This is a genomic window from Acinetobacter boissieri, assembly GCF_900096955.1.
GTDB classification, from domain to species: domain Bacteria; phylum Pseudomonadota; class Gammaproteobacteria; order Pseudomonadales; family Moraxellaceae; genus Acinetobacter; species Acinetobacter boissieri.
The window spans coordinates 236,554-260,340 of sequence record NZ_FMYL01000001.1 but is presented as its reverse complement, the minus strand read 5'-3'; the positions used below and the strand labels follow the sequence as shown (position 1 = coordinate 260,340).

Sequence of the window (23,787 nt, the reverse complement as noted above, 5' to 3'; positions counted from 1 at the left end):
TTAAAAATAAATATTGACAGTAAAAGAAATACATAATACATAATATGTTATATGTTTTAAATGAGCGATAAAAATGACCATACACACTTTAGAACACTTTATTGATGGAAAATATAGAAAAACAGATGGAGGAGATTTATTCGAACTCATTAGTCCAGTTACCGGAAAGGTACATGCAATATCACCAAATGCAACCCAAGAAGATGTAGATATTGCATACATTTCTGCAAAAAAAGCATCTAAAACATGGGGTAAAACAACACCAGCGGTTAGGCAAAAAGCATTGCTTGACCTTGCAAATGCTATAGAAGATAACCTTGAGCGATTGGTTAATGCGCAGAGTATAGAAACTGGTCAGCTAAAGCACATGATTGCTCAAGAGGAAGTGAAAGCATCAGCTGATCACATTCGTTTTTTTGCAGGCGCTGCCCGTTGTTTAGAGGGTAAATCGACTGGAGAATATTTAGAGGGCTTTTCATCCAGTATTCGTAGAGAACCTTTAGGGGTGGTTGGCCAAGTGGCACCGTGGAATTACCCATTCATGATGGCGGTTTGGAAAATTGCTCCAGCATTGGCCGCAGGTAATACCGTTGTTTTAAAACCCAGTGATACAACGCCCACAAGTAGTTTGATTTTAGCCGAGATAGCAGCGCCTTTTTTCCCACAAGGCACATTTAATGTTGTTTTGGGAAAAGCGGAGGCTGGCTCAAGAGTTGTTTCACATTTAACACCGGCTTTAGTGTCAATTACAGGTTCTGTCAGAGCAGGATTACAAGTTGCAGCATCTGCTGCTTCTAATCTTGCTAAAGCACATCTAGAACTTGGCGGAAAAGCGCCAGTTGTTGTATTTGCTGATACAAATATAAGTAAAGCCATTGAAAGTATTGCAACAGCAGCATTTTTTAATGCGGGCCAAGACTGTACAGCGGCTGCACGTATTTTAGTTGAATCCTCTATTTATGATGAGTTTACAGACGGTTTAATTGATTACACAAAGAAAAATATTAAATGTGGTACACCAGATGATACGCACGCGTTATATGGTGCATTAAATAATAAAAATCAGCTTAATCAAGTACAAGGATTCTTACAGCGATTGCCTTCACATGCCAACATTGTGTTAGGTGGAAACCCAATTGAATCGGCCGGATTTTATTTTGAGCCGACCATTGTGACAGGGTTACAGCAACAAGATGAAATGATTCAAACAGAAATTTTTGGTCCAATTATCACCATACAGTCTTTTCAAACAGACGATGAAGCATTAGAGAAAGCAAATGATGTTGAGTATGGTCTTGCCTCTAGCGTATGGACCCAGAATCATTCAAGAGCATTACGTTTTAGCCGTGATTTAGATTTTGGTACGGTTTGGATTAATGCACATATTCCTTTAGTGGCAGAAATGCCACATGGTGGTTTTAAAAAATCAGGTTATGGCAAAGATTTATCGTCTTATGGCCTAGAAGAGTACATGCGTATTAAGCATGTGATGAGCGCTTATGAAACCTAAAATTGATGTATAGCGTGATTCTACCTTTTACGTTATATGAAGTGACAGTAATTATAAGTAAATAGTGTTTGTTATATAGCGAAGCAATAATAAATTTATGCGAGATAAAATATGAAAATATTTGCCATGTTACCTGTTTTATTCATGAGTTGTTTAGCAAATGCCGAGATGACATCACCGCAAGATGTAATTAAAGACTATATGTCGGCATGGAATGCACACAATGCAGAAAAAGCTGCTACTTATTTCTCTAAAGATGTTCAATATTATGATGTCACAGTTGGAAAATCTGAAGTGGGGCAATTAAATGCAAGAGATCATGTGATCAAAGTATTTATGGATGCTGTACCAAATTTAAAATGGAAAATGATAGGCCAACCGATTGTTGGTCAAGATAGTATTGCTTTTGAGTGGGAGTTTAGTGGTAAAAATACTGGAGTATGGGCAGGTACAGCACCTACAAATAAAGATATTTCATTTAAAGGTGTCAGTTTCGTACACCTTCATCACGGCAAAATAACGTACCAAGGTGATTACTATGATGCTGCGAATTTGAATCAGCAGCTTGGTTTATAACGTAATCAAAAAAATCTAGAGATCATGTACTTAAAGGTCATATAAAATTGAACTGTATTACAGTTAACTATCAAATTTAGTCAGGGTAAGTTTTGTGTAGAGCGCTGTTATGATTCATTAAAATGACACTAAATACCATCTCACTTTATTGAATATAAAAGAGATAAGCTATGACAAATAACCAAGAAAAAAACACTGCCCCAACGTTTGAAAGATCTATAGGACTAATTTCTAATTTCTCATTAGGGTTTACTTACTTGTCACCCTTAACCGCTGTATATTCACTTTTTGCTTTAGCAATTACGTTGGCAGGTCCAGCATCTATTTGGTGGATTCTCATTGTGGCTTTTGGTCAGTTATTAGTTGCTTTAGTGTTTGGTGAAACTGCTTCACAGTACCCAATTACAGGGGGGTTATACCCATGGGCTCGGCGGTTATGGGGTAAAAAATATGCATGGATGGCTGCTTGGATTTATTTATGGGCATTAGTCGTTACAATTACATCCATTGCAGAATATAGTGCAGGTTTTGTTGCATCGCTTTTAAATTATACAAATAGTGCAAGTCACGCTTTAATCACTACAGTCGTGTTACTCATTCTTGTGATGGTGATGAATATGTCTGGCACTAAGAACCTTGCTCGTGTGGCTCGAATTGGGTTTTGGTGTGAAATTGTGAGTGTTATTGCTTTGGGAATCTATTTGCTTATTTTTCACCGAGCTCAGCCATTTTCGATTGTTTTTGATTCTATGGGCATATTAGGGTCAGATGGTACATATACCAGCGCTTTCTTATCTGCTTCATTGCTAGGCTTATTTATGTTTTTTGGTTTTGAGGCCTGTGGTAATGTGGCTGAAGAAGTGAAAAATCCGAGTAAACAAATTCCTGTTGCTATGATTTTGAGTATTGTATTTGGTGCCATTTCTGCGGTTGTTTCTATTTTAGGATATTTACTTGCCTCACCGAATTTAAAAGATATTATTTCAGGAAAAATTGCAGATCCAATACCTGCCATTCTTACAGATGCTTTAGGTCCAACAGGCGCAAGTATTTTTATTGTCATTGCAATTATTGCAATGTTGTCGTGTATTTTATCTTTACAAGCAGCACTGAGTCGATTGGTATTTTCGTTTTCAAGAGATAATATGTTGCCCAAAAGTGGTTGGCTATCTCAACTATCGAAAAAGGGTGTGCCTGATAATGCAATGATCGTAAGTTGCTTATTGCCATTAATTATTTGTGTTTGGGTCTATTTTTCGCCAGATAATTTAGCCAAAATTACAGCTTTTGCTGTTGCAGGCATTTATGTTTCGTTTCAAATGGTTGTTTTAGCTGCACTTAGACAGCGCCTAAAAGGGTGGAAGCCTGCAGGAGAATGGAGCATTGGGTCAGCAGGAATGGCAGTCAATATTATGGCGCTGCTCTATGGTATTATGGCGATTTATTTACTTATTCAGCCAAGTGTTGGGCAAACCTTTTTGGATCGATGGGTTGTTTTGGTCGGCTTAGCTATCGTGATCGGTAGTGGAATGATCTACATGTTTATCGCAAAACCATATGGTCAATCAGATGCCCCAGAAAATGATGCTATTGAGTTTTCAAATAAACGAAGACAGCTGAATTAGACGAATTATTGTCTCAATTTATAAAACATTTGAAAGTAAGTGTGATCTAACATTTCATAGCTAGAAGTATCTTTGATTAAGCTCCCTACACGAAATGAAGGGGCATTTGATAAGATGACTCTACCTTCTGTATTTGTAATGAGTAGGTCATGCTTAAGCTTTCTAAAATAGTCACTTAATAATTCCTCCAGTCTTGAAACCAGTAAGTCAATTACGGCAACACCTACAAATGTATTATCTATAAAAATAGGATGAGCTGCCGTTAGAGTATAAGAAGTATTACAAACATAATCGACATATGGCCCATGAATATAGGTATCTTTGGAGAATTTAGAGTCGGTAAACCAGTCAAATGTTCTAAAATCTAAGTGTTGCTGCGTGGCTTGGTCTAGGTTTAATTTTTGATTATTTGTATTGAGTGGCTTTTTAAACCACCATTCAAGTAACCAGTAGTCGCTATGATCTTTCATATCTTCTATATGACTAGCAAAACCCGCACCACTACAATATTGATATTCTTTTAATTTTTCTTGAATAATTGGTCTCAACTGAACGTTTGCTTTTTCTAACACATTTAAAGATTTATGATTTTTTAGAAGCTCTTCATTGAGTACAAGCGTCAATGCATTGGCTAAAGAGTTTACAGCATCATTAAGACAAGCTGTAACATCGTTGACAGTGTTTTGTATATCTTTAAGCAATACTGTGTTTAGCATGATACTGGTTCCATAAAGCGACTTATCAATTTAGATACAATTTTTATGCCGTTTTATACATTATTCTTTATTTCAAGTAATCGCTCAGTTAAATACATAATGACTTGGTCTACAGATTGTGTTGCTTTATTTTCATCAGCGTCTTGTAAGGCTGTTAGAGTCTCATCATACATTTCAACAATATTTTTATATATCTTTGGGTTTACATATAGTATGGCAATAAGAGGAGCCCATTCAGACTGTAATTCTAGTACTGTATTAGAAAGTCTAGCCGACTGTGAGTTAGCGGCAATTGTTAAAAAAAGTCGAATATCGGCTTGTGCTTTCAGTTCTGCAGTTGTGCACTGCTTTAGTATGTTTAGACAGTCTTTAATTTTATTAATATCTTTCAGTGTACTTCTATGTACTGCTAATTTAATACTACGTACCATAATTGCTGCATAGATTTCACCTAAGTCAGCAATATAATCACTACTGAGTTGGGTCAGGGGGTCTCTTAATTGACGTTGTTGTTGGGATATATCACTGACAAAACTCCCTCCATTACGTCCTCTTATCGTATAAATTAAATTCTGATTTCTGAGTGTATTGAGCGCTTCTCTCACAGTAATATGTGAGACGCCAAGGAGTTTAGCGAGCTCAGATTCATTGGGTAAACATTCATTGGCTTCTAGTAAACCTGTGACAATCGCATTACTCAGTCTAGCGACCACTTGCTCTGCTCGGGTTGCTTGCCCGAGCTTACTAAAAATGACAGCATGTTTAATCATGTCGTATTGAGGTCAAGGTATAAAAGTAAATTGTAGAGTAAAGTGTTTAAAATAAGTAGCATTTACCAATAAAGCTTTAAATATAAATCGCTTAATTTCTTGATATTGAATGTCACACAATATCATTTAATGAAATATTTCGAGTCATAGCAATATTTAAATTAATATTGTTTATTAAGTTACATTATGTTGATATTTATAATTTTTTTGTACTTTATGTCGAGTTTTTTTGATAAATATTTATATTAGAAAAATGAGTGACTTTATTAGGAAATCACATGTTAAAAGCAGTGGGCATATTAATCACTTTAAGTACGTTAAGTCACTTGAGTTATGCAGACTCACATTGGCCACCCCAAACAGGAGCAAAAGTTGCAGGCAATGCGTTAGAGTACCCAACTGTACTGAAAGCAGAACAAAAACCACTTTCTGAGTTTTTAAACCAGGGGGCAAAAATTGTAAGTACGCAAATTGAAGATACAGGCCCTGTATTGACATTACAGCACGGTAAAAAGTCACTGATTTGTTTTGTTTATCCAGCAAATTCAAGTAGTGATCAAAACGTGGCAACTTCTAAATGTTATGGTTTAAATTAGTTGTTGTACATTCAATCCACACCAACGTTTGAATGCTCTACGAAAATTTGTGGGGTCGTGAATGGCCAGATGGTGAGCAATTTGCTCACTATTAAAGCCATGCATGCGCTGTAAAATGATGGTTGTATGTAAGCGACACTGATCAACTTGTGCTTGAAACGAAGTATTGTGTTTTTTAAGTTTGCGTTTAAGTGTGGCACTGCTCATTGAAAAGTGGCTGGCTGTAGTGTCTAGTGAAACACCTTGGCTAATATGTTGCATTAGATAGCGATAAACTGCTTCTAAAAAACTTTGTTGTAGTTGATATTTTTCAATATCATGTTGTGCCTGTAAGTAGCATGTTGACGATAAGGTAAAAGAGTGTTGCTGTAGTGGTTTGAGTAAATAATTTATGCTCAGACGCATACAAGACAAGGGTTGTCGGAAATGTAACTGATCTCCCAAATGGCTCCAATACTGCTCAATATACTCAGGTTCATCACTATTAAAGTCGAAACGCCACGCAATTTTTTCTCCTAAAATGTCTCTAGATAAAGCCTTAAATGCACTCATACTAATTTCAAGAAGAAAAAGGCCTTCATCATTACGTGGTACATTTAACCAATAAATCATGATTTCATGATTGTTTTTGATGAGTTTAGGTGTGAGCCAAGGACAAACAAATGCATGAAATTCCAAACAACGTTGTAGTGCTTGCTCGAAATTCTGTGCATATAAAATAGACTTTAAGGCATGATTAAATGGCGTCGTCAAACATCGCTTACCGAATAAAAAACGGATATCATCACTGTGAAAATACTGTTTGGCATTGTTTAATACTTTTATAAATTGTATGTAAGATATTTTCTTATTGGCAGATAAGATATCTTGTAAAAACAACCCACTCCCATGAAGTAAAATATGATCGTCTAAATGATATTGTCTGGCTAAATCGATGAGTAAAGACAGCTGATGATGTGCGGGTATAAAAAGATGATCATGTTCATAATTCATAATGACACCATTTGGTGTGTCGCATAATGTTGTTTGGTGTGTTGAAGTTGTTGATTTAAATCCTGTAAAACTGAATGTGCATTTGTATGTTTTATGGGGGTATATACGGCATAAATTGATAATGGAATCGTTTGTGCTGAATGTTGTGGGTAATACTGACAGCTAGAGATCACTTTTTTGAGCTGTTGCATTATTTTTTCAGCCTGCTGGCACGAGGTGTGCGGTAGTAGTACTACAAAACGGTCTCCTGCCAATCTGCAGACCAAGTCATCTGCTCTTAGATTTAAAATTAAAATTTGTGAAATATACTGTAAAATCAATGACCCTTCATCAAAGCCATGTTGTTTATTAATGGCATCGAACTGTTGCATATCAATTAAAATAACGCTGTGCTGTGCATGCTCTTCTAGGTTTTGTATGAGCGTATTGAGCTGTACCTTAAAATAGTTGGCATCTGCAAGTGGGGTCAGTGCATCAAACAAACGATGATCTCTAAATACGCGTTCAGTTTTAAGGAGCTGTTTAGAAATTGCCAGTTGTTCTTGTTTCCAATACATTAAACCAATGGTGAGTAGTGCAATACCAATGGGAAAAGGCACAGATTCAAGCCATGCATTCCAGTGAATATTTTTAGGCAAATGAATAAATTCGTCTAGGGTATCCATCCAAAGGTGAAAAAAGATAAAACTTAAACCAAAAAAAATATAATTAGTGACATAGCCTTGGGGGCGGCCTTTTAACAGTAATGCAATCCAAAAACCAATAAATAATGTTGATCCCCCTTCACCTAAAATATCAACCCAATTCCACTGTGGTATGTGTTTAATTTGACCAAAGACTAAAAACAATATGAGGCCGAATATACACAACAGTGACAGCAAGCACAGATAATAGGTAAATTTTAATGGACGGGAGAGATGAGTACGCATATTGGAAAAATAGGCTGTTTTTTTATAGTTAAGCAAATCTATATGACGTTTTGATGGCTAGCTTTTCGTCAAAACAGCTCATTCATTTTTTTAAATTAATACTAAATATGTAATTTAATGCACTATAGTTGCACTTATAGTGATTTTAAATCCATTTTTTGAGGTCAAATCAGCTCATTTACTGACAAAAAATAGACTAAAACATACAAAAATAGCATGATAAAAAAAAGCTGTAACAGATCATTCACAATTACAACTTATTGTGCCCCTAGCACATTTAATTTCGCTTGGGGTATTACGTCATGCATAAATCAAAACAACAAACAACTTTAAATACATTTCAATTGAGCACATTGGTCTTGGCACTCATGGCTTTAAATCCAGTACATGCAGCAGACAATGACGTACAGTCATTGGGTGTCATTCAAGTCACAGGGACAGGACAAGCTGCCAGTATGAATGCAGCACTACGTGAGCAACAAAGCTCAGACAGTATTAGCAGTGTGGTACATGCCGATGGCATTGGGCAATTGCCAGATGACAATGCAGCAGAAGCATTACAGCGCTTACCTGGGGTATCTGTTGAACGAGATCAGGGCGAGGGACGTTTTGTAACAGTACGTGGTTTAAGTGCAGACTTAAATGCAGTGACGATTAATGGTACATTGGTGCCTGCACCGGAAAGTAATCGCCGTGGTGTGGCTTTAGATGTTCTACCTGCTGAACTAGTACAGTCTTTAGCCGTGGTTAAAACACTTACTCCAGATTTAGATGCCAACTCTTTGGGGGGTACAGTTCAAGTCAATAGTTTGTCTGCATTTGATCATAAAGGACTATTTTATACAGGCACAGCTGAAGGCAGTTATAACAGCTTACGTGATAAATATAGTCCAAAATTTTCTGGGGCAATCAGTAATCGCTTTAGTATTTTAGGTGGAGAAGACAATTTTGGTGTGGCTGCTGCACTCAGTTATCAAAATCGTAAATTTGGCTCAGATAATGTAGAAACAGAAGGTGAGTGGAAAGGTCAAGGTCTGAATAAAATCTCGATGCGTTATTATGATATTGCACGGGAGCGTTTAGGGGCAGGACTTAACTTTGACTGGCGTACTGATTCAGGCCAATACTATTTAAGAACGTTGTATAGCAGTTTTAATGACACTGAATCCCGTTATGCACGTAATGTGAAATTTGATAGCCCATGTGTGGTGAATCAAGTGTGTACAGGTAAAGTGACTCGTGCACTCAAAGCACGTGAAGAAGATCAAGATATACAGTCATACGTACTGGGTGGTAAGCAACAACTGGGCATGTGGTTGGTTGAAGGGCAGTTGGGCTACAGTGAAGCTCAAGAACATGACCCACAAGGGTTGTCTGGTGCAGAATATACTGGGAAATTTAAAGGGTTAAGTTACTCAGATACCAAACGTCCTGTATTTACTTCAAGTGTAAGTGATTTAAATAATCCAAAGAATTTCACGTTAAATAGTATTAAAGAAAAGCAAGCACTGACCAAAGACACTGAGAAAAATATTAAGCTCGATTTTACACGTGACTATAGCTTGGCCGAGCATGCGGCACAGTTTAAGTTTGGTGGTAAAGTGAGCCATCGTCAAAAAACCAATGATGAAAATGAGTGGGTGTATAAAAAACTTAATAATCTGGGTACCAGTGACTTTTATGGTGATGCTGATTATGGCCTCGCAAGTTTTGGCCCATTTATTGATGAAGTTGCTGCTAAAAATCATTTAGTCGGTTTAGATCCAAATAAAAATATAGATTTAGAAGCATCTACGGTGAATGACTTTAAGAGTAAAGAAAACATCAATGCTTTATATTTCATGAACACAGTAGATATCGACAAGCTACGTGTAATTGCTGGTTTACGCTTTGAAGGGACTAAAAAGACCTCACAAGGTTATGGCTATATTGATGGAAAAGTTTCACCAACGTCACACAAACAAGACTATAACAACTGGTTGCCTAACTTAACTTTGCGTTATGAATTAGATAAAAATACTTTACTTCGTGCAGCCTATACAAGCACTGTAGTTCGCCCGACTTTTGCTCAGTCTTCACCGGGTATGTATGTGAGTAATACTGACTTAGAAGCTGAGTTTGGTAATCCAGATTTAAAAGCACTTACGGCCAATAATTTTGATTTAAGTGTCGAACATTATTTTGGTACGGCAGGCACATTATCTGCCAATGTATTTTATAAAAAGATCAAAAATTTTGTTTATCAAACAGATGTATCTGGTCAAGGCAGATGGGCTGATTTTGACACAGCCACGACTTATAGAAATGGTCAGCAAGCGAAAATTTATGGCTTAGAGCTTGCGTATTCACAAAAAATGGATCAACTCCCTGTACCCTGGAATGGTTTAATTTGGGGCTTAAATACAACACTGAGCCACTCAGATGCAACGATTTCAGATACCTATACCACACGCCATATTCGTTTCCCAAGTCAGTCAAACTTTGTAGGTAATGCATTGTTGGGTTGGGAGGGTGAGCGAGCAGGGGTGAAAGTATCTGCCAATTATAAATCGGCAAACGTGTATCAAATTACAGATGTGAGCCAACCTGCATTAGATATTTACAATGACAAGCAGTTCTTTGTAGATATTAGCACTTACTACAACATCACTAAACAACTTAAAGTGAAGTTTGATGTGGGGAATGTGACCAATCAGGCGTACTACGCGTACACAGGTTCAAAGTCAATGAATGCACAGTATGAAACCTACGGCCCAACCTATAAATTGGCACTGACATTCACACACTTCTAATGTAATTGATGGTTAAGAATATGTTTAAAACAACGTTACTAATCAGTAGTATGGCACTGATACTGAGTGCATGTAGTCAAGCTCCTGAGCATAAAGAAGCCGTAGTTTCTGCCAGCCAAGTGCATAGTGGTCACACTGTACTTGAGTTTAAGACGATGGAAGATAAAGCATTTAAAGTCGAAGCAGTTCAGCATCTTGCTGTGGCTGCATGGCCTGAAGCATTTGTGATTCAAAGCAGTAAAAACCAAGGTTTACGCATTTTAGACCAGCAAAATAAAGTGTTGACCCAATTAGAGGGGAAATTCGGTTCGGTGGGGTATCGTGTTTTAGATGCATCACAGATTTTAGTCCAAGTGGTTGATTTATCAACTCAGCAAGCGATGACCAGTACGTTTAACTTTAAAACAAACACATGGTCAAAAATGACTGCACTGCCGAAAACTCCCTTTAAAATAGAAACGCTGTGTTTATATGAAAACGAAAGTAAAGACCTCTTTTCTTTTCTTATTGGTGAACAAGGGCAAGGTGAGCAGTGGATTATTGGCCAAAATGGAACGACAGTTGTTGCGCCTAAATTGGTACGTCAGTTAAATCTGCCTGTGGGGAGTAGTGCATGTGCGGTTGATCAGCATAAAAGCAAACTGCTGATCAATGAAGAAGGCATTGGTGTATGGCAATATCCTGCCGACCCCGAGCAACCTTTTACACGTCAAATTGTTGACTTAGTACAGCCACATGGTCAGATCCAAGGTACTCCTGCAGGCATGGCTTTAGTTGGCAAAACTGCCTTTATGTTAGATGAAAAAGCACACCTGATGTACCAATATGAGCAAAAAGGTAAAGCTTGGACGTATTTAAAAACATGGTCTTTGCCAGAGATGAAAAAACCTGAACAGTTACAGGTTTGGTCAGAGCAAGATCAAGTTAAATTTTTAGTGAATGACAACCATCAATTAAAAATAGCCAGCTTGTCTGAAAAAGAAGCCAATATTGAGCCAAATACCGCGTCAGTTGCGACCACTGACGTGGTGACGGTACAACCAGAAGTACAAACGGTAAGTGTGCCACATGCAGGTGATGCAGCAGATGACCCAGCCATTTGGCATAATGTGAAAAACCCGAGCCAATCTAGAGTACTGGGTACAGATAAACTCGGTGGCCTACAAGTCTATGACTTACAAGGTAAAGAGGTGCAGTATTTACCTGTAGGTCGCTTAAATAATGTTGATATTCGCCCAAACTTTATGTGGGGAAATGAACGTGTAGATGTAGCGATAGCCACCAATCGTGATCAAAACAGCTTGCATGTATTTGCCATTGATCAAAGCACAGGTAAGCTGTCAGTACTGGGTGAAGTCGCGACCAGCTTAAAAGACATTTACGGTATTTGTTTATACCAAAACCGTGACAAAGATATTTTTGCTATTCCGAATGATAAAGATGGCACATTTGTACAATATCAAATCACGGGCAAAAACAAACAATTACAAGGTACGGAAGTTAAGCGCTTTGCTGTAAAAACCCAGCCTGAGGGTTGTGTGGTAGATGACCTCAATGATCGTATTTTCTTGGGTGAAGAAGACCATGCGGTATGGAGCATGAGCCTACTAGCAAACAATGAAGCATTGCAAAAAGTGATTGCTGTGGGTGAGCATGGTGTGAAAGATGACATTGAAGGTATGGGTATTTACCAAGGTAAAAACCACAGTTATTTGGTGTTCTCAAGCCAAGGTAATGATAGCTATGTGGTGGTTGATGCGACCGTACCGTACCAATATCGTGGTCGTTTTAAAGTGGGGATGAACCTTGAAAAAAACATAGATGCTATTTCTGAAACAGATGGTTTAGAAGTAAGTAATTTTGCCATGGGTGGCGTATGGCAAAATGGCATGTTTGTAGCACAAGATGGTCATAAACGCATGCCTGAAGGTAACCAAAACTTTAAGTATGTACCATGGTCAAGTATTGTTCAGGCATTAAAATTGCCAGAGTAGACATAAAAAAAGACCATCAATAATGATTGATGGTCTATAAAATACGTTGGTGCCGACACTCGGATTCGAACTGAGGACCTACTGATTACAAGTCAGTTGCTCTACCAACTGAGCTATGTCGGCAACGTGGTGGCAATTTTATACAGTTTTTGAAAAAGGTCAAGCCAAAAAATAACCACTTAGTATATTTAAGTTTTACCTTTGCCAATATAAATATCGGTCATATTTTTATGATTCGATATATATATTGGTATTTTTTTATTTAAATTTTTGATTTTAAAACATTTTTATTTAATGAAACTGTCATAAAATTATCAATACTTTGTCATATTTGACCCATATGCTATTTGGCATTCAATAGGTAATGGTGACAATAATGCGCAGTTGGAGTGAAACAAAAAAAGCAAAGCCACACATCGAACTCATTCCCATGATTGATGTCATGATGTTCTTGTTGGTTTTTTTTGTACTCATTAGTTTAAATGTGATTCCATCGCAAGGGCTTAAAACACAACTTCCTTCTGCAACCACTTCACAAGCATTAAAACCACAAACGAAAGCGATTGTGACGTTATTAGCAAATCAAATTCAGCTTGACGGTCAAAATACCAGCATAGATCAACTCGTTCAGTCACTTAAAGCGCAACAACAATCTGGTAAAAGTATTGCTGTAATTATTAATAGCGACAAAGGGGTTGCAGTAGAGCAGTTGGTGAGTGTAATGGATCGTTTACGAGCAGATGGCTTTACCTCGGTGTCTTTGGCTACACGGAAAGTCTAGTATGAGTATGTATGTTGTTTATCAGCATCGGAAGGCTTTAAGTTGGTGTCCTGCGGTGTGTATTGGGGCATATTTACTCTTTTTAGCACAACCAGATGTGTTAAAAATTGAACCTAAATATGATGAAAAGCCCATTGAAATTACTTTAGCTGCGCCACCAGAGCCTGTTGTTACACCACCAACACCTGTAGTACAGGCAATGCCTGAGCCAGAAGCTCCACCAGAAGATGCCATTGTTGAAGAGAAACCAAAACCCAAAGTGGTTGAACCAATTAAGCAAAAACCAATACAGCCAAAAATTGAACCCAAGGTTAAACCTGTAGAAAAGGTTGAGCAAAAAGTACAAAAAACGCCAGCCGTTGAAGCAAAAGTCACTGAAAAAGTGCTTGAAAAGCCAGTAGAAAAACCTGCGCCTGTGGCAGAAAAAGTGCAAGAGGCGCCCAAAGCCAAAGCTGAGCCTGTTGTTGCAGAAAAACCAAAGCCTGCACCACCTGCTACCACAGGAAATCATTCAGCGGAAGCAAGCTATTTAAATAAAGTCAAATCTGCCGTTGAGCAACAGAAGCGTTATCCAACAGGGCGAGAAGCATCGCTTGAGCGACCAGAGGGTAATGTGGAGGTATGGTTGCAGATTGACCGTAGTGGCAAAGTCTTGGACTCAGGTATTGCTTCAAAATCTAAAAGTATGTTGCTTAACCGTGCTGCACTTTCAAGTTTACAGGCCATTAAACAGGTTGAGCCATTTCCTGAAGATGCGTTTTCAGGTGAAAGCCAAAAACGATTTATTGCGACATTAAATTATACAGCGCCGTAGTTTAACTACAGGGGAAAGAAATGAAAACGTTTGAGAAAAAATTATTGTCAGTTTCGGTACTGTCTATACTCTTATCTGCAACTGCACAGGCTCAAAGTGTAGATGTGGGTGTGGTTTCTGTGAAAGGCCAAGCTTTGGGCGGTGGCATGATGGTACAAGAAGACACACCAAAAGCCCGTTCGGTAGTGACCAGTGATGCTTTAAATAGTAATCCGAGCGCAGGTAATGCCTTAGATAAAATTGCCAAAGTCCCCGGTTTACAAATGAGTAGTACCGACTCATCGGGCATTAGTGGCTTGAATTACACCATGCGTGGCATGGGTGCAGATCAAATTGGTTTATCTGCCGATGGTATTCCTTTAAATGACTCTGGAAACTATGCGGTATATCCGAACCTTTTAGGTGATTCGGAAAATATTAGTCAAGTGTTTGTGACCCAAGGTTCGGCAGAAGTAGACGGCCCACATATTGGTTCGAGTGGTGGTAATATTGGTTTAAGCACCAAGCGTCCAGATAAAAATGCAGGTTTATTTGTAGAGCAAAAATTTGGTAGTAATGACCTGAAAAAAACCTTTGCTCGTATTGAAACAGGCCAAATAGGTAACTTTAGCGCATGGTTATCTGCCTCACATACAACTGCCGATAAATGGAAAGGTCAAGGTGATTTAGAAAGTAATAGAGTTGAAGCCAATGCTTTTTATAAAGCAGACAATGGCAACACCAGTAGCTTGATTGTGAAATATAATAAACAAGAAAACTATCAATACAATTCAGTGAAAAAAAGTGACTTTGATGCGAGTCCAAATCCAGATGGCACAACAGGACATAAAGCAGATTATTCATCAAATCCAACGAACTCTAAATATTATCAATATGCACGTAACCCATTTGAAAACTTGAATGTATCATTTACGCAAGATTTGATTTTAAGCGACAGTTTTAAAGCAACCATTCAGCCATATTACTATTGGGGTAATGGCGGTGGAGCTACTGAATCAAAAACTTTAAATACATCGAGCAAGTCAAATTTGTATGATTTAAAAAATGTTATTAATACTCAAAAATTCTACCGTCCATCAATGACTACAACATGGCGTCCGGGAGTCACGGTTAAAGCCAAATGGGACTTGAATGACCAGCATAGTTTATCTGCAGGTTATTGGTATGAGCGTGCACGTCAACGTCAAACACAACCTTTTATCTATACAGACAATGGTATACCTCGTGATGTTTGGGCAGAGTCAAACCAGTTTATAGATGCTAAAGGTCAAGTGGTACAAGGGCGTAATCAGTTGACGATTACACCTGCACAACGTGTATGGTTGCAAGATGCTTGGTATGTTTCACCTAAAGTGACATTGTTGGGTGGTTTGGCGTGGGAAAATGTTGAACGTAAAGGAAATAACTTCGGCAGTCTATCTACAACAGCATATACAAAGCAGGCTAAATATAATGAGCTATTGCCGAACTTTAGTGCCAAATATCAACTTAATGATCAACACCAGTTCTTCTATAACCTCTCTAAAAACATGCGTGCACCACAAAGCTATGTGCTGTATAACGCAGATGATTCAATCAGTTTAAAACCAGAGTTAAGCTTAAACCAAGAGCTCGGTTGGCGTTACCAAACACAAGACATGTTGCTAAGTGCAACAGCGTTTAATATGCATTATAAAAATCGTCAAATCTCGAGCCAAAATGGGAGTGGTGACGACTTAATGATCAATGCAGGTAAAGTGGATAGCCGTGGTGTAGAGCTCGAGTGGAGCGGTAACTTACCGTATAACATGAACTATTACACGTCATATAGTTACACTGATTCTCAGCAAAAAGGTATGGCTGTGAAGAAAGGTGTTTCTTTACCAACCGTGGGTAAACAAACGCCAAATACATCTAAAAATGTCTTTACCGCAGGTATAGGCTATGACAACCGTACATGGTCTTGGAACTTTAGCGGTAACTACACAGGGCCATTTTATGGCGACTTAACCAATGATGAAAAAATCTCAGGTCGTACAACATTTGACTTCGCAGCTGGTGTACATGTACCCGTTAAAGGTAATTTTGTTAAAGATGTGACGCTTAGCTTTGGTGTAAATAATATCTTTGATAAAGAGTATTTAGCATCTGCAAAAACAGTTCAAATCAACTCAAAAACAACAGGCACAGCAACAGGTTCAGCACCACTGTATAACATTGGTGAAGAGCGTACGTTTGTTATTTCTCTATCTGCAAAACTATAAGGTTCACTGAATATGAATGCTGAATTAGTTCATAGTATTATTTTTTACATGATGTATGCCTGCCTAGCGGTGCTGTGTGTGATTTTTATTGAACGTGTGATTTATTTAACATGGACACAAAAGCAAACCAAAAAGCTGAATGAACAACTGAAAAAACAGCATGCGCTTGATGAAAAGCAGATTGAGAAAAAAGACAAAAACCCTGCATATTTATTGGTTGAGCCATTATTAGTGGGCGGTCTGACTGAAAATGAGCGTAACGATGCCATTGAGCAGCAGTACATTGAAAGTAAAGCGGCTTTAAATAAAGGCATTTGGGTACTAGAAACCATTGTTGCTGCAGCACCACTATTAGGCTTACTTGGTACTATTTTAGGTATTGTAGATACATTTCAAGCTTTGGCAGCATCTGGTGTGTCTGATGCGAGTAAAGTGTCAGGTGGTATGGGTACGGCGTTATATGCGACAGGGTTGGGAATTGCCATTGCGCTAATTGCGTTGGTTGCCAATAACTTTTTAGGTAGCCGTATAGAGCGTATTAATGAGTTATCTAAAGTCTTACTCATTAACACAGGCAAGAGCAAAGTAGTCAAGGGTTCGACTTGGAAAGCACAAGCCACTGAAGAAAACCGTTATGCTTAATGTTAAACTGCCCAAACAAGTCGCTTGTTTGGGTGTTTTTTTGATGTCTTTTGGTTTCTCTCATATGGTTCATGCTCAAACTACACGTGACTTTGAGCTGGTCGTTAATATTCCAACAGAAACCACTTTAAAACACCTTGAATTGCCAGATGCACAAAGCACTTGGCAACAGCTGTTTGATGGTGCAACATCGGATATAGAGATCGCACAGTTTTATGTGTATAGCTTGCCCGATACAGCGCTTGATACCGTGCTTCAATCTTTAAAAAGAGCAGGGCAAAGAGGCGTGAAGATTCGTTTTTTACTTGACGAAAAAGGGCTGGGCTTATCTAATCCAGACACCATTCAATATATTCAGCGTATTCCAAATCTTGAATGGAAGGTGATGGATTTTTCTAAAATAGGGAATGGCATCATTCACGCCAAATATTTTATTGTAGATGGTCGAGTGGCTTTTGTAGGCAGTCAAAATTTTGACTGGAGAGCTTTAAAACACATTCATGAAACAGGGCTCAAAATACAAGATTCACACATAGTTGAGCAGATGAAACAGATTTTCCAAGCGGATTGGAATAATCAAACTCATCTAGAAAATCAACAAGCGATTGAGAAAATTACGCAACATCAAATGCCTGCAGATGTCACACAAAATGATTATTTACTGGCAAGCCCACCTGAAGTAACACCTAGCAATATTTATACAGCAGTAGATAATTTCCCTAAACTGATTGCTAGTGCTCAGTCCAATATTAATATTCAGGTCATGCAGTATTCACCACTGAGTTATGCCGAAGGTAAGGGTAAGCGTGTGTTTTATGGTTTGATTGATACGAGTTTACGTGCGGCAGCTGCACGTGGTGTCAAAATTAATTTAATGATTGCAGACTGGAATATTCGGTATCCAGATATTCTCTGGATTAAAAGCCTTGCGCTTGTACCTAACATTAATATTAAAATTGTGACGATTCCTAAAAGCAAAGATGGCTTTATTCCCTATGCTCGGGTGATTCATAGCAAGTATATGACCATAGATCATAAAACAGCATGGGTGGGTACATCGAATTGGAGTGGTGGGTATTTTGACCAGTCTCGTAATATAGAGGTTGTGTTAAATAATAAACCTGAAATTACCCAAAATTTAGATCGCTTGTATGACGATTTATGGCAAAGCGATTATGCACATGCGGTAGATGTAAATATGCCCTATAAGCCAGTGAACCCTGCCAAAGAGTAAAGCGATGCGTGACCTAAGCCGTAATATGTTGACGATTTTTACTTTGAGTACGCTACTGACAGGCTGTTTTGTTATTCCTGAGGCATTACCAAAGCGACAAGTGCTGTGGGATATTGTGACTAATCGTTGTGAAACACCTCGAGATGAAACGCATGCGTGTTTGGTGGTGAATAGACAAGCAGGCTATGTGGTGTTAAGAGATCGAAATGGGCCTGTGCAAACGTTGATTATTCCAACTGCTAAAATTACAGGTATTGAAGACCCGCAACTTTTACAGCCGACTGCTAAAAATTATTTTAATGAGGCATGGGTACAACGGCGTATTTTAGATATACAAAATAAAAAAGCCATTGAATCGCGTTACTTATCTTTTTCAGTGAATTCCGCGTATGGGCGTACCCAAGACCAGTTACATATCCATTCATCTTGTTTAAGTAAAGCAGTCTATGCACAGCTTGAACGTGAACGACCAAGCATTACACCACACTGGCAAGCCTTATCTAATAAAATTTTAGGGCATACTTATTTAGCGAAAAAAATTACTTTAGCTGAGTTAAACACAACAAGCCCATTTCAGATGTTGTCTGGCTATTTACAGCAAAGTAATGCAGGAAATATGGCAGAATATGGCTTAGCCATGGTGTCTATAACAGACACAGACATGATACTACTTGCTACTAAACTTGATTTAACAGAGAAAAATTTAGGCAGTATTGAAGAAATACAAGATACGTTTTGTCAGGTTACACAATAAGAGACAAAACGTATCTGAGATATTTATGCGGTTATAAACGCATTTCTATGCCTTGCTCAGCAAGGTATTTTTTTGCTTCGGGAATGGTATGTTGTCCAAAGTGAAAAATACTGGCTGCAAGCACAGCATCTGCACCACCATGTAAAATACCATCGGCAAGGTGTTGTAAATTACCTACGCCGCCTGAAGCAATGGTGGGTACAGAAACACGGTCATTAATGGCACGCATGAGTGCAATGTCATAACCTGCTTTGGTACCGTCTGCGTCCATACTGGTCACGAGTAGCTCACCTGCGCCATAGTTGGCCATTTTAACTGCCCACTCAATGGCGTCTATGCCAGTGGCTTTACGCCCACCATGAGTGAAAATTTCCCATTTTCCTTCGGCTACTTTTTTTGCATCAATGGCCGCCACAATACATTGGGCACCAAAACGAGAAGAGGCTTCTTGAACAAATTCAGGGTTGGTAATGGCAGCTGAGTTAATACTAACTTTATCTGCGCCTGCATTTAACAATAGGCGAATATCTTCAACTTTACGCACACCACCACCCACTGTCAGTGGTACAAAAACTGACTCAGCCATACGCTCTACAGTACGGTAAGTGGTATCTCTACCATGATGGGTTGCAGTAATATCTAAGAAAGTGATTTCATCTGCACCTTGTTCGTTATAACGCCGTGCCACTTCTACAGGGTCGCCTGCATCTCGAATATCTAAAAATTGTACGCCTTTGACCACACGGCCATTGTCGACATCTAAACAGGGGATAATTCGTTTTGCGAGCATATGGGTATCCTGCACTGGCCTATAAATAAAGTTTCCGAGATCGGCTATAACTTGTTAAACTTCAGGTATTCTATCAAACTATTTTTGTTTCACGCAGGTTTTCTATGTCTGTTTATACGCCTTTGCAATTAGAAGAAGTTCAACAATTTACCCGTGCATACGGTTTAAACGTGGTTGACCTCGTGCCGATTCAAGGCGGCATTCAAAATACGAACTATTTTATTATCTGCGAAGACCAAAAACAGTATGTGCTCACGGTCTTTGAAAATGAAACAGAGCAAAGTGCAGGCGAGTTAGTCCCTGTACTGCAACAGTTGGCACAACATGGTGTACCTGTAGCCGCACCGCTCGCTCATAGCGGTAAAGCCATTCATTATATTGTCGGAAAACCTGCTCAAGTTGCGCCAAGAGTGTGGGGTGAACATCCAGAAATAACCAATGTGGCACAAGTTAAAGAAATTGCAACGGCACAGGCAAAACTGCATGTGGCTTTACTTGATTTCCCACTCACACGTAGCCATAGCCGTGGTCATGCGTATTGGACTAATATTGGTCAGATGCTACAAAAAGAAGAAATGTCAGCACAAGACGCTGCACTGTTTGACCAAGTGTATGGTGTGTTTGAACAATATCAGGCGAAGTATCCAAACCGTGTGAAAGGCTGGGTGCATTCAGATTTATTTAGAGATAACACGCTGTTTGAAGGCGATACGCTCACAGGTATTTTAGATTTTTTTGAACTTAATTTTGATGAGTTATTGTTTGATATTGCTATCACGATTAATGAGTTTTGTACCCAATATCCTGAAGTAAGCTTAGATCAAATACGCGTAGATGCCTACTTACAGGCATATCAACGTGTAAGAACTATGAGTGATGATGAGCTGGCATGTTTAGATGTATATTTAGCCATGTGCGCGTGTCGTTTTTGGTTGTTGCGTTTAAATGTAGCACGTTTAAACCGTTTAGAAGGACGTGGCGGTAGTGATGTATTTCAAAAAGACCCTACCCAAATGCGTGAAATGTTATTCAATCGTTTGGCACGTTTAAACATTGAGCCAACGCATGCGTGATCAAGGGCGTTTGGTGGAATGGTTCGATGATCAGGGCTATGGTTTTATTCAGCCAAAAGATACATCGAAAGCCCGTGTATTTTTACACATGAAAGACTTCGCTAAACGTGGCCCACGTCCGATCGTGGGCTGTGCGTTAGAATATAATGTGGCTGTAGATGGTAAAGGTCGCTTTGCCGCTAAAAGCGTGGTGTATTTAAATGCACAACAGACACGCTCTCAATCAGCCACATTTGAGCAATTTCCTCAAACACAGTCATCTAAGCTCGATAAAATGACCATTGCCATTATTATTTATTGGTTGGTGTTATTTACTCTAGATACGATGGGTAAATTACCAAGCGCGTATTTTTTACTGAGTATTATCTGTAGCCTTGCGACGTATTTTTTATATAAAAAAGACAAAACAGCAGCTGTTTCTGGTGCATGGCGTGTCCCTGAAGCGACCTTACACCTTTTTTCTGTTTTGGGTGGTTGGTCTATTGCTTGGTTTATGCAACAAAAGCTAAGACATAAAACACAAAAGCAGTCGTTCCGCCAAGTCTATTGGCTGACAGTATTGCTGAATATTGTTTTGGTTGTTGTGGTTGCAGCAGGCAAATTGACGCTTTAAAAAAGTTTAAGCTGTGCTTTTCGGTTGATTCTATTTTACTCTGATAAGAAACTTTTCTTTGAGCCCAGTATTTTTTTCACTTGGTTTTTTATGCTAATGCCCTTCTGGGTACATCATACTTTACCTGTTTAAGCTTTATTTTTTCGGTATATAAACTTCGATGCATTTAAATTACGGATTTATTTTATATACTCTTTTTACGTCATTGGTTATAAATTTTATCGTTTTAAAAATTACCCTATTATATAGCCATAACGTGATGTAATGAAGCAATACACCAAATATTAAAAACAAGAATATACCTATATTGGGGCATACCTTATCTGTCATAAAGGACTCAAGCTGTAAGCACAGCCATTTTTGACTATTGTTCCCAAGAAATACACATATTTTTTTTAGAATGTTTTTAATATATATAGCTTACATTTTTAATGAATTTAGTTTACATTTTTAAATATAATATTTTACTTTTTTATCAAAAATATTTTACATTTTTTAATTAATAAAATTACATTTTTAATATATTAATTTTACTTTTTTAATAAAATAAATTTACGTTTTTTTAAGCATAAAAACGTCCAGCTCTACGACGTAATCCTAACAAGTGTATTGCTTTCACTAAAACAGCATAAGAAACTTTATAACCAAATTCTTCCTCAAACAAAGGAATTAAATCACTGATATTTTTAAATTTTTGTTTATTAATAAAGATTTTAAATGCTTCGAAGTCTTTAATGTGAGAGGGTGCGCCTCTTTTTTTACCACTTGCATGTTGTAGTGATCCTGTGTGTTCTTCAAGCTTTATCCAAGCATCAAGCGTGACTCTAGAAATATTAAACTCTTTACAAACAGCAACCTTATAATCTGTTTTTTTGTATTTATCGACTGCTTTTTTTCTGGTTTCTAAACTATACTTAGCCATATTAATTCCTTAAATAAAACAATTATATTATATGGCATAGTTTATGCAAGTTAATCAAAAGTATTTATATCTTAAAGTAGAATATAATGGATAAATCTTCTAAGGGGTTGTCATTGTGGCAAGTGGTTGTGGTTGGTATTGCATATATGACCCCAATGACTGTATTTGATACTTTTGGTATTGTTTCAGGCACGACGCATGGTCATGTACCATTGGCATACCTTTTTGCCATGGTTGCAATGCTACTTACAGCATTTAGTTATGCACGTTTTAGTCGAGTTACGGAAAAGTCAGGTTCTGCTTATACATATACAGCAGATAGCTGTGGTCCATCTGCAGGCTTTTTTATTGGTTGGTGTACGCTCCTCGATTATTTGTTATTACCCTTAATTAATGCACTCTTATGCGGTATTTATTTATCTGCTTTATTTCCAAGTTTACCTTATTGGTTTTGGGTGATGTTATCCGCAGGGTTTGTGACTTTCATTAACTGTTTTCGAGTGAAGTTACTGGCAAATTTAAGTCTTGTTTTTGTACTTGCACCTGTGGTTCTCATGCTGGTGTTTGTCTATTTAGTGATTACTGGTGTTGGAAAGTCTCCCGATTATCATACGCTGTGGACACTCAGCCCTTTATTGAGTGAACATACAGAGCTTCTGCCTTTAATTGCGGGGGCATCTATTTTATGTTTTTCATTTTTAGGCTTTGATGCAGTCACGACGTTAGCGCATGAAACAGAAAATCCAAAAGTTAATATTCCAAAAGCAATTATTCTAACGACACTCATTGGCGGTTTGATATTTTTTACAGCTTCATGGTTTATTCAGCTTTATTTTCCAAGTAACCGTTTATTTAAAAATCCAGATGAAGCATTGCCTGAAATTGTACTTATTGTGGGGGGGGCACTGTTTCAATCTGTGTTTTTAGTCGGGCAAATTATGAATACCGTTGCATCTGGTTTAGCCAGCCATGCCAGTGCATCACGATTACTTTTTATTATGGGTAAAGATGGTATTTTTAACCAAAAAACGTTTGGTCATTTAAGTGAAAAATGGGGTACACCACTGTTTTCTACATTATTTGTTGGTGTTGTATCTTTAGCCGCAATGTTTTTAGATCTTGCGCAAGTGGTGAGTTTAATTAGTTTTGGCGCATTGATTGCGTTTACTGCGGTGAATTTTTCAGTATTTATGCGTTTTTATATTAAAGAGTCCCAAAGAGTAGGTGTAAGAAATACATTTTTTAACTTAGTTTTACCCCTTATTTCGGTATTAGCAATTTTGTGTCTATGGTTTAACTTAGACCGTGAGGCCATGATGTTTGGGGGCGGGTGGTTTGCTGTGGGTGTGATCTTCTTTTTATATAAAAAATTGAGAAAGCAGACATTAAATATTAGTGGTGTGTAAATAATTTTTTGGAG

21 protein-coding genes and 1 tRNA gene are annotated in these 23,787 nt (G+C 38.0%); 15 read left to right on the top strand and 7 right to left on the bottom strand.

Annotation, left to right across the window (positions count from 1 at the left end):
* Window positions 1-73 precede the first annotated feature (73 nt).
* The 3 genes from BLS38_RS01190 to BLS38_RS01180 all read left to right on the top strand — a co-directional run bounded on the left by BLS38_RS01190 (window position 74) and on the right by BLS38_RS01180 (window position 3,711).
* A complete protein-coding gene (locus tag BLS38_RS01190) occupies window positions 74-1,510 on the top strand; it encodes a gamma-aminobutyraldehyde dehydrogenase (protein ID WP_092746502.1) in 1,437 nt (478 codons plus the stop codon).
* 111 nt (window positions 1,511-1,621) lie between these two features.
* The gene (locus BLS38_RS01185; RefSeq protein WP_092746501.1) at window positions 1,622-2,086 is read left to right on the top strand and encodes an ester cyclase; all 465 of its coding nucleotides are present in this window, start codon (window positions 1,622-1,624) and stop codon (window positions 2,084-2,086) included.
* A gap of 170 nt (window positions 2,087-2,256) precedes the next feature.
* Entirely contained in the window at window positions 2,257-3,711 is a 1,455-nt protein-coding gene (locus tag BLS38_RS01180; protein ID WP_092746500.1) for an APC family permease, read from the top strand.
* Between the two features lie 5 nt (window positions 3,712-3,716).
* Here the strand turns inward: BLS38_RS01180 and BLS38_RS01175 are convergent, their stop codons facing one another.
* Both BLS38_RS01175 and BLS38_RS01170 read right to left on the bottom strand, forming a co-directional pair.
* The gene (locus tag BLS38_RS01175) at window positions 3,717-4,427 is read right to left on the bottom strand and encodes a cache domain-containing protein (protein ID WP_092746499.1); all 711 of its coding nucleotides are present in this window, start codon (window positions 4,425-4,427) and stop codon (window positions 3,717-3,719) included.
* Between the two features lie 53 nt (window positions 4,428-4,480).
* Entirely contained in the window at window positions 4,481-5,197 is a 717-nt protein-coding gene (locus tag BLS38_RS01170) for a FadR/GntR family transcriptional regulator (RefSeq protein ID WP_092746498.1), read from the bottom strand.
* A gap of 278 nt (window positions 5,198-5,475) precedes the next feature.
* Between BLS38_RS01170 and BLS38_RS01165 the strand changes: the two genes are divergently transcribed.
* Window positions 5,476-5,793, top strand: a complete 318-nt coding sequence (locus tag BLS38_RS01165) for a hypothetical protein (protein ID WP_213030487.1) — start codon at window positions 5,476-5,478, stop codon at window positions 5,791-5,793.
* Here the strand turns inward: BLS38_RS01165 and BLS38_RS01160 are convergent.
* Both BLS38_RS01160 and BLS38_RS01155 read right to left on the bottom strand, forming a co-directional pair.
* The gene (locus BLS38_RS01160; RefSeq protein WP_092746497.1) at window positions 5,785-6,786 is read right to left on the bottom strand and encodes an AraC family transcriptional regulator; all 1,002 of its coding nucleotides are present in this window, start codon (window positions 6,784-6,786) and stop codon (window positions 5,785-5,787) included. The genes BLS38_RS01165 and BLS38_RS01160 overlap by 9 nt on opposite strands.
* The gene (locus BLS38_RS01155; RefSeq protein WP_171258504.1) at window positions 6,783-7,634 is read right to left on the bottom strand and encodes a GGDEF domain-containing protein; all 852 of its coding nucleotides are present in this window, start codon (window positions 7,632-7,634) and stop codon (window positions 6,783-6,785) included. Before BLS38_RS01155 ends, BLS38_RS01160 begins: the two co-directional genes overlap by 4 nt.
* Window positions 7,635-8,017: 383 nt before the next feature.
* On the opposite strand from BLS38_RS01155, the gene BLS38_RS01150 reads away from it, so the two are divergent.
* Both BLS38_RS01150 and BLS38_RS01145 read left to right on the top strand, forming a co-directional pair.
* The gene (locus BLS38_RS01150; protein WP_092746494.1) at window positions 8,018-10,507 is read left to right on the top strand and encodes a TonB-dependent receptor; all 2,490 of its coding nucleotides are present in this window, start codon (window positions 8,018-8,020) and stop codon (window positions 10,505-10,507) included.
* A 20-nt stretch (window positions 10,508-10,527) separates the two neighbouring features.
* Complete coding sequence (locus BLS38_RS01145; protein WP_244518105.1) at window positions 10,528-12,501, top strand: phytase; 1,974 nt, start codon at window positions 10,528-10,530, stop codon at window positions 12,499-12,501.
* Between the two features lie 47 nt (window positions 12,502-12,548).
* Here the strand turns inward: BLS38_RS01145 and BLS38_RS01140 are convergent.
* Window positions 12,549-12,624, bottom strand: a tRNA-Thr gene (locus BLS38_RS01140).
* Between the two features lie 253 nt (window positions 12,625-12,877).
* Between BLS38_RS01140 and BLS38_RS01135 the strand changes: the two genes are divergently transcribed.
* From BLS38_RS01135 to BLS38_RS01110, 6 genes are read left to right on the top strand one after another with little or no spacing between them, the layout of a single operon-like run.
* Window positions 12,878-13,282, top strand: coding sequence for an ExbD/TolR family protein (locus BLS38_RS01135; protein ID WP_092746491.1), 405 nt, complete (start codon window positions 12,878-12,880; stop codon window positions 13,280-13,282).
* Between the two features lies 1 nt (window position 13,283).
* On the top strand, window positions 13,284-14,096 hold the full coding sequence (locus BLS38_RS01130; protein WP_244518104.1) for a TonB family protein: 813 nt from the start codon (window positions 13,284-13,286) through the stop codon (window positions 14,094-14,096).
* Window positions 14,097-14,116: 20 nt separating this feature from the next.
* Window positions 14,117-16,339, top strand: coding sequence for a TonB-dependent receptor family protein (locus BLS38_RS01125; protein ID WP_092746490.1), 2,223 nt, complete (start codon window positions 14,117-14,119; stop codon window positions 16,337-16,339).
* 12 nt (window positions 16,340-16,351) lie between these two features.
* Window positions 16,352-16,981 carry a MotA/TolQ/ExbB proton channel family protein gene (locus BLS38_RS01120; protein WP_092746489.1) on the top strand — a complete coding sequence of 210 codons (630 nt, stop codon included), beginning with the start codon at window positions 16,352-16,354 and terminating at the stop codon, window positions 16,979-16,981.
* Window positions 16,974-18,215 (top strand): phospholipase D-like domain-containing protein, encoded by a 1,242-nt coding sequence (locus tag BLS38_RS01115; protein WP_213030486.1) that lies wholly within the window; start codon window positions 16,974-16,976, stop codon window positions 18,213-18,215. The genes BLS38_RS01120 and BLS38_RS01115 overlap by 8 nt, the downstream gene beginning before the upstream one ends.
* A gap of 4 nt (window positions 18,216-18,219) precedes the next feature.
* Window positions 18,220-18,969 carry a CDP-diacylglycerol diphosphatase gene (locus BLS38_RS01110; RefSeq protein WP_092746488.1) on the top strand — a complete coding sequence of 250 codons (750 nt, stop codon included), beginning with the start codon at window positions 18,220-18,222 and terminating at the stop codon, window positions 18,967-18,969.
* A 31-nt stretch (window positions 18,970-19,000) separates the two neighbouring features.
* Here the strand turns inward: BLS38_RS01110 and hisF are convergent, their stop codons facing one another.
* Entirely contained in the window at window positions 19,001-19,759 is a 759-nt protein-coding gene (gene hisF / locus BLS38_RS01105) for an imidazole glycerol phosphate synthase subunit HisF (RefSeq protein WP_092746487.1), read from the bottom strand.
* A 104-nt stretch (window positions 19,760-19,863) separates the two neighbouring features.
* Here hisF and BLS38_RS01100 point away from each other — a divergent pair, with 104 nt between their 5' ends.
* Together BLS38_RS01100 and BLS38_RS01095 are read left to right on the top strand one after the other, a co-directional pair.
* A complete protein-coding gene (locus BLS38_RS01100) occupies window positions 19,864-20,832 on the top strand; it encodes a homoserine kinase (RefSeq protein WP_092746486.1) in 969 nt (322 codons plus the stop codon).
* Window positions 20,825-21,445 carry a DUF1294 domain-containing protein gene (locus BLS38_RS01095; protein ID WP_092746485.1) on the top strand — a complete coding sequence of 207 codons (621 nt, stop codon included), beginning with the start codon at window positions 20,825-20,827 and terminating at the stop codon, window positions 21,443-21,445. Before BLS38_RS01100 ends, BLS38_RS01095 begins: the two co-directional genes overlap by 8 nt.
* Window positions 21,446-22,007: 562 nt before the next feature.
* On the opposite strand, the gene BLS38_RS01090 is transcribed toward BLS38_RS01095, so the two are convergent.
* Window positions 22,008-22,367: a COG3415 family protein gene (locus BLS38_RS01090; RefSeq protein WP_092746484.1), complete on the bottom strand. Its 360-nt coding sequence runs from the start codon at window positions 22,365-22,367 to the stop codon at window positions 22,008-22,010.
* Between the two features lie 86 nt (window positions 22,368-22,453).
* Here BLS38_RS01090 and BLS38_RS01085 point away from each other — a divergent pair, with 86 nt between their 5' ends.
* Window positions 22,454-23,773 carry an APC family permease gene (locus tag BLS38_RS01085; protein WP_092746483.1) on the top strand — a complete coding sequence of 440 codons (1,320 nt, stop codon included), beginning with the start codon at window positions 22,454-22,456 and terminating at the stop codon, window positions 23,771-23,773.
* Window positions 23,774-23,787: the final 14 nt, after the last annotated feature.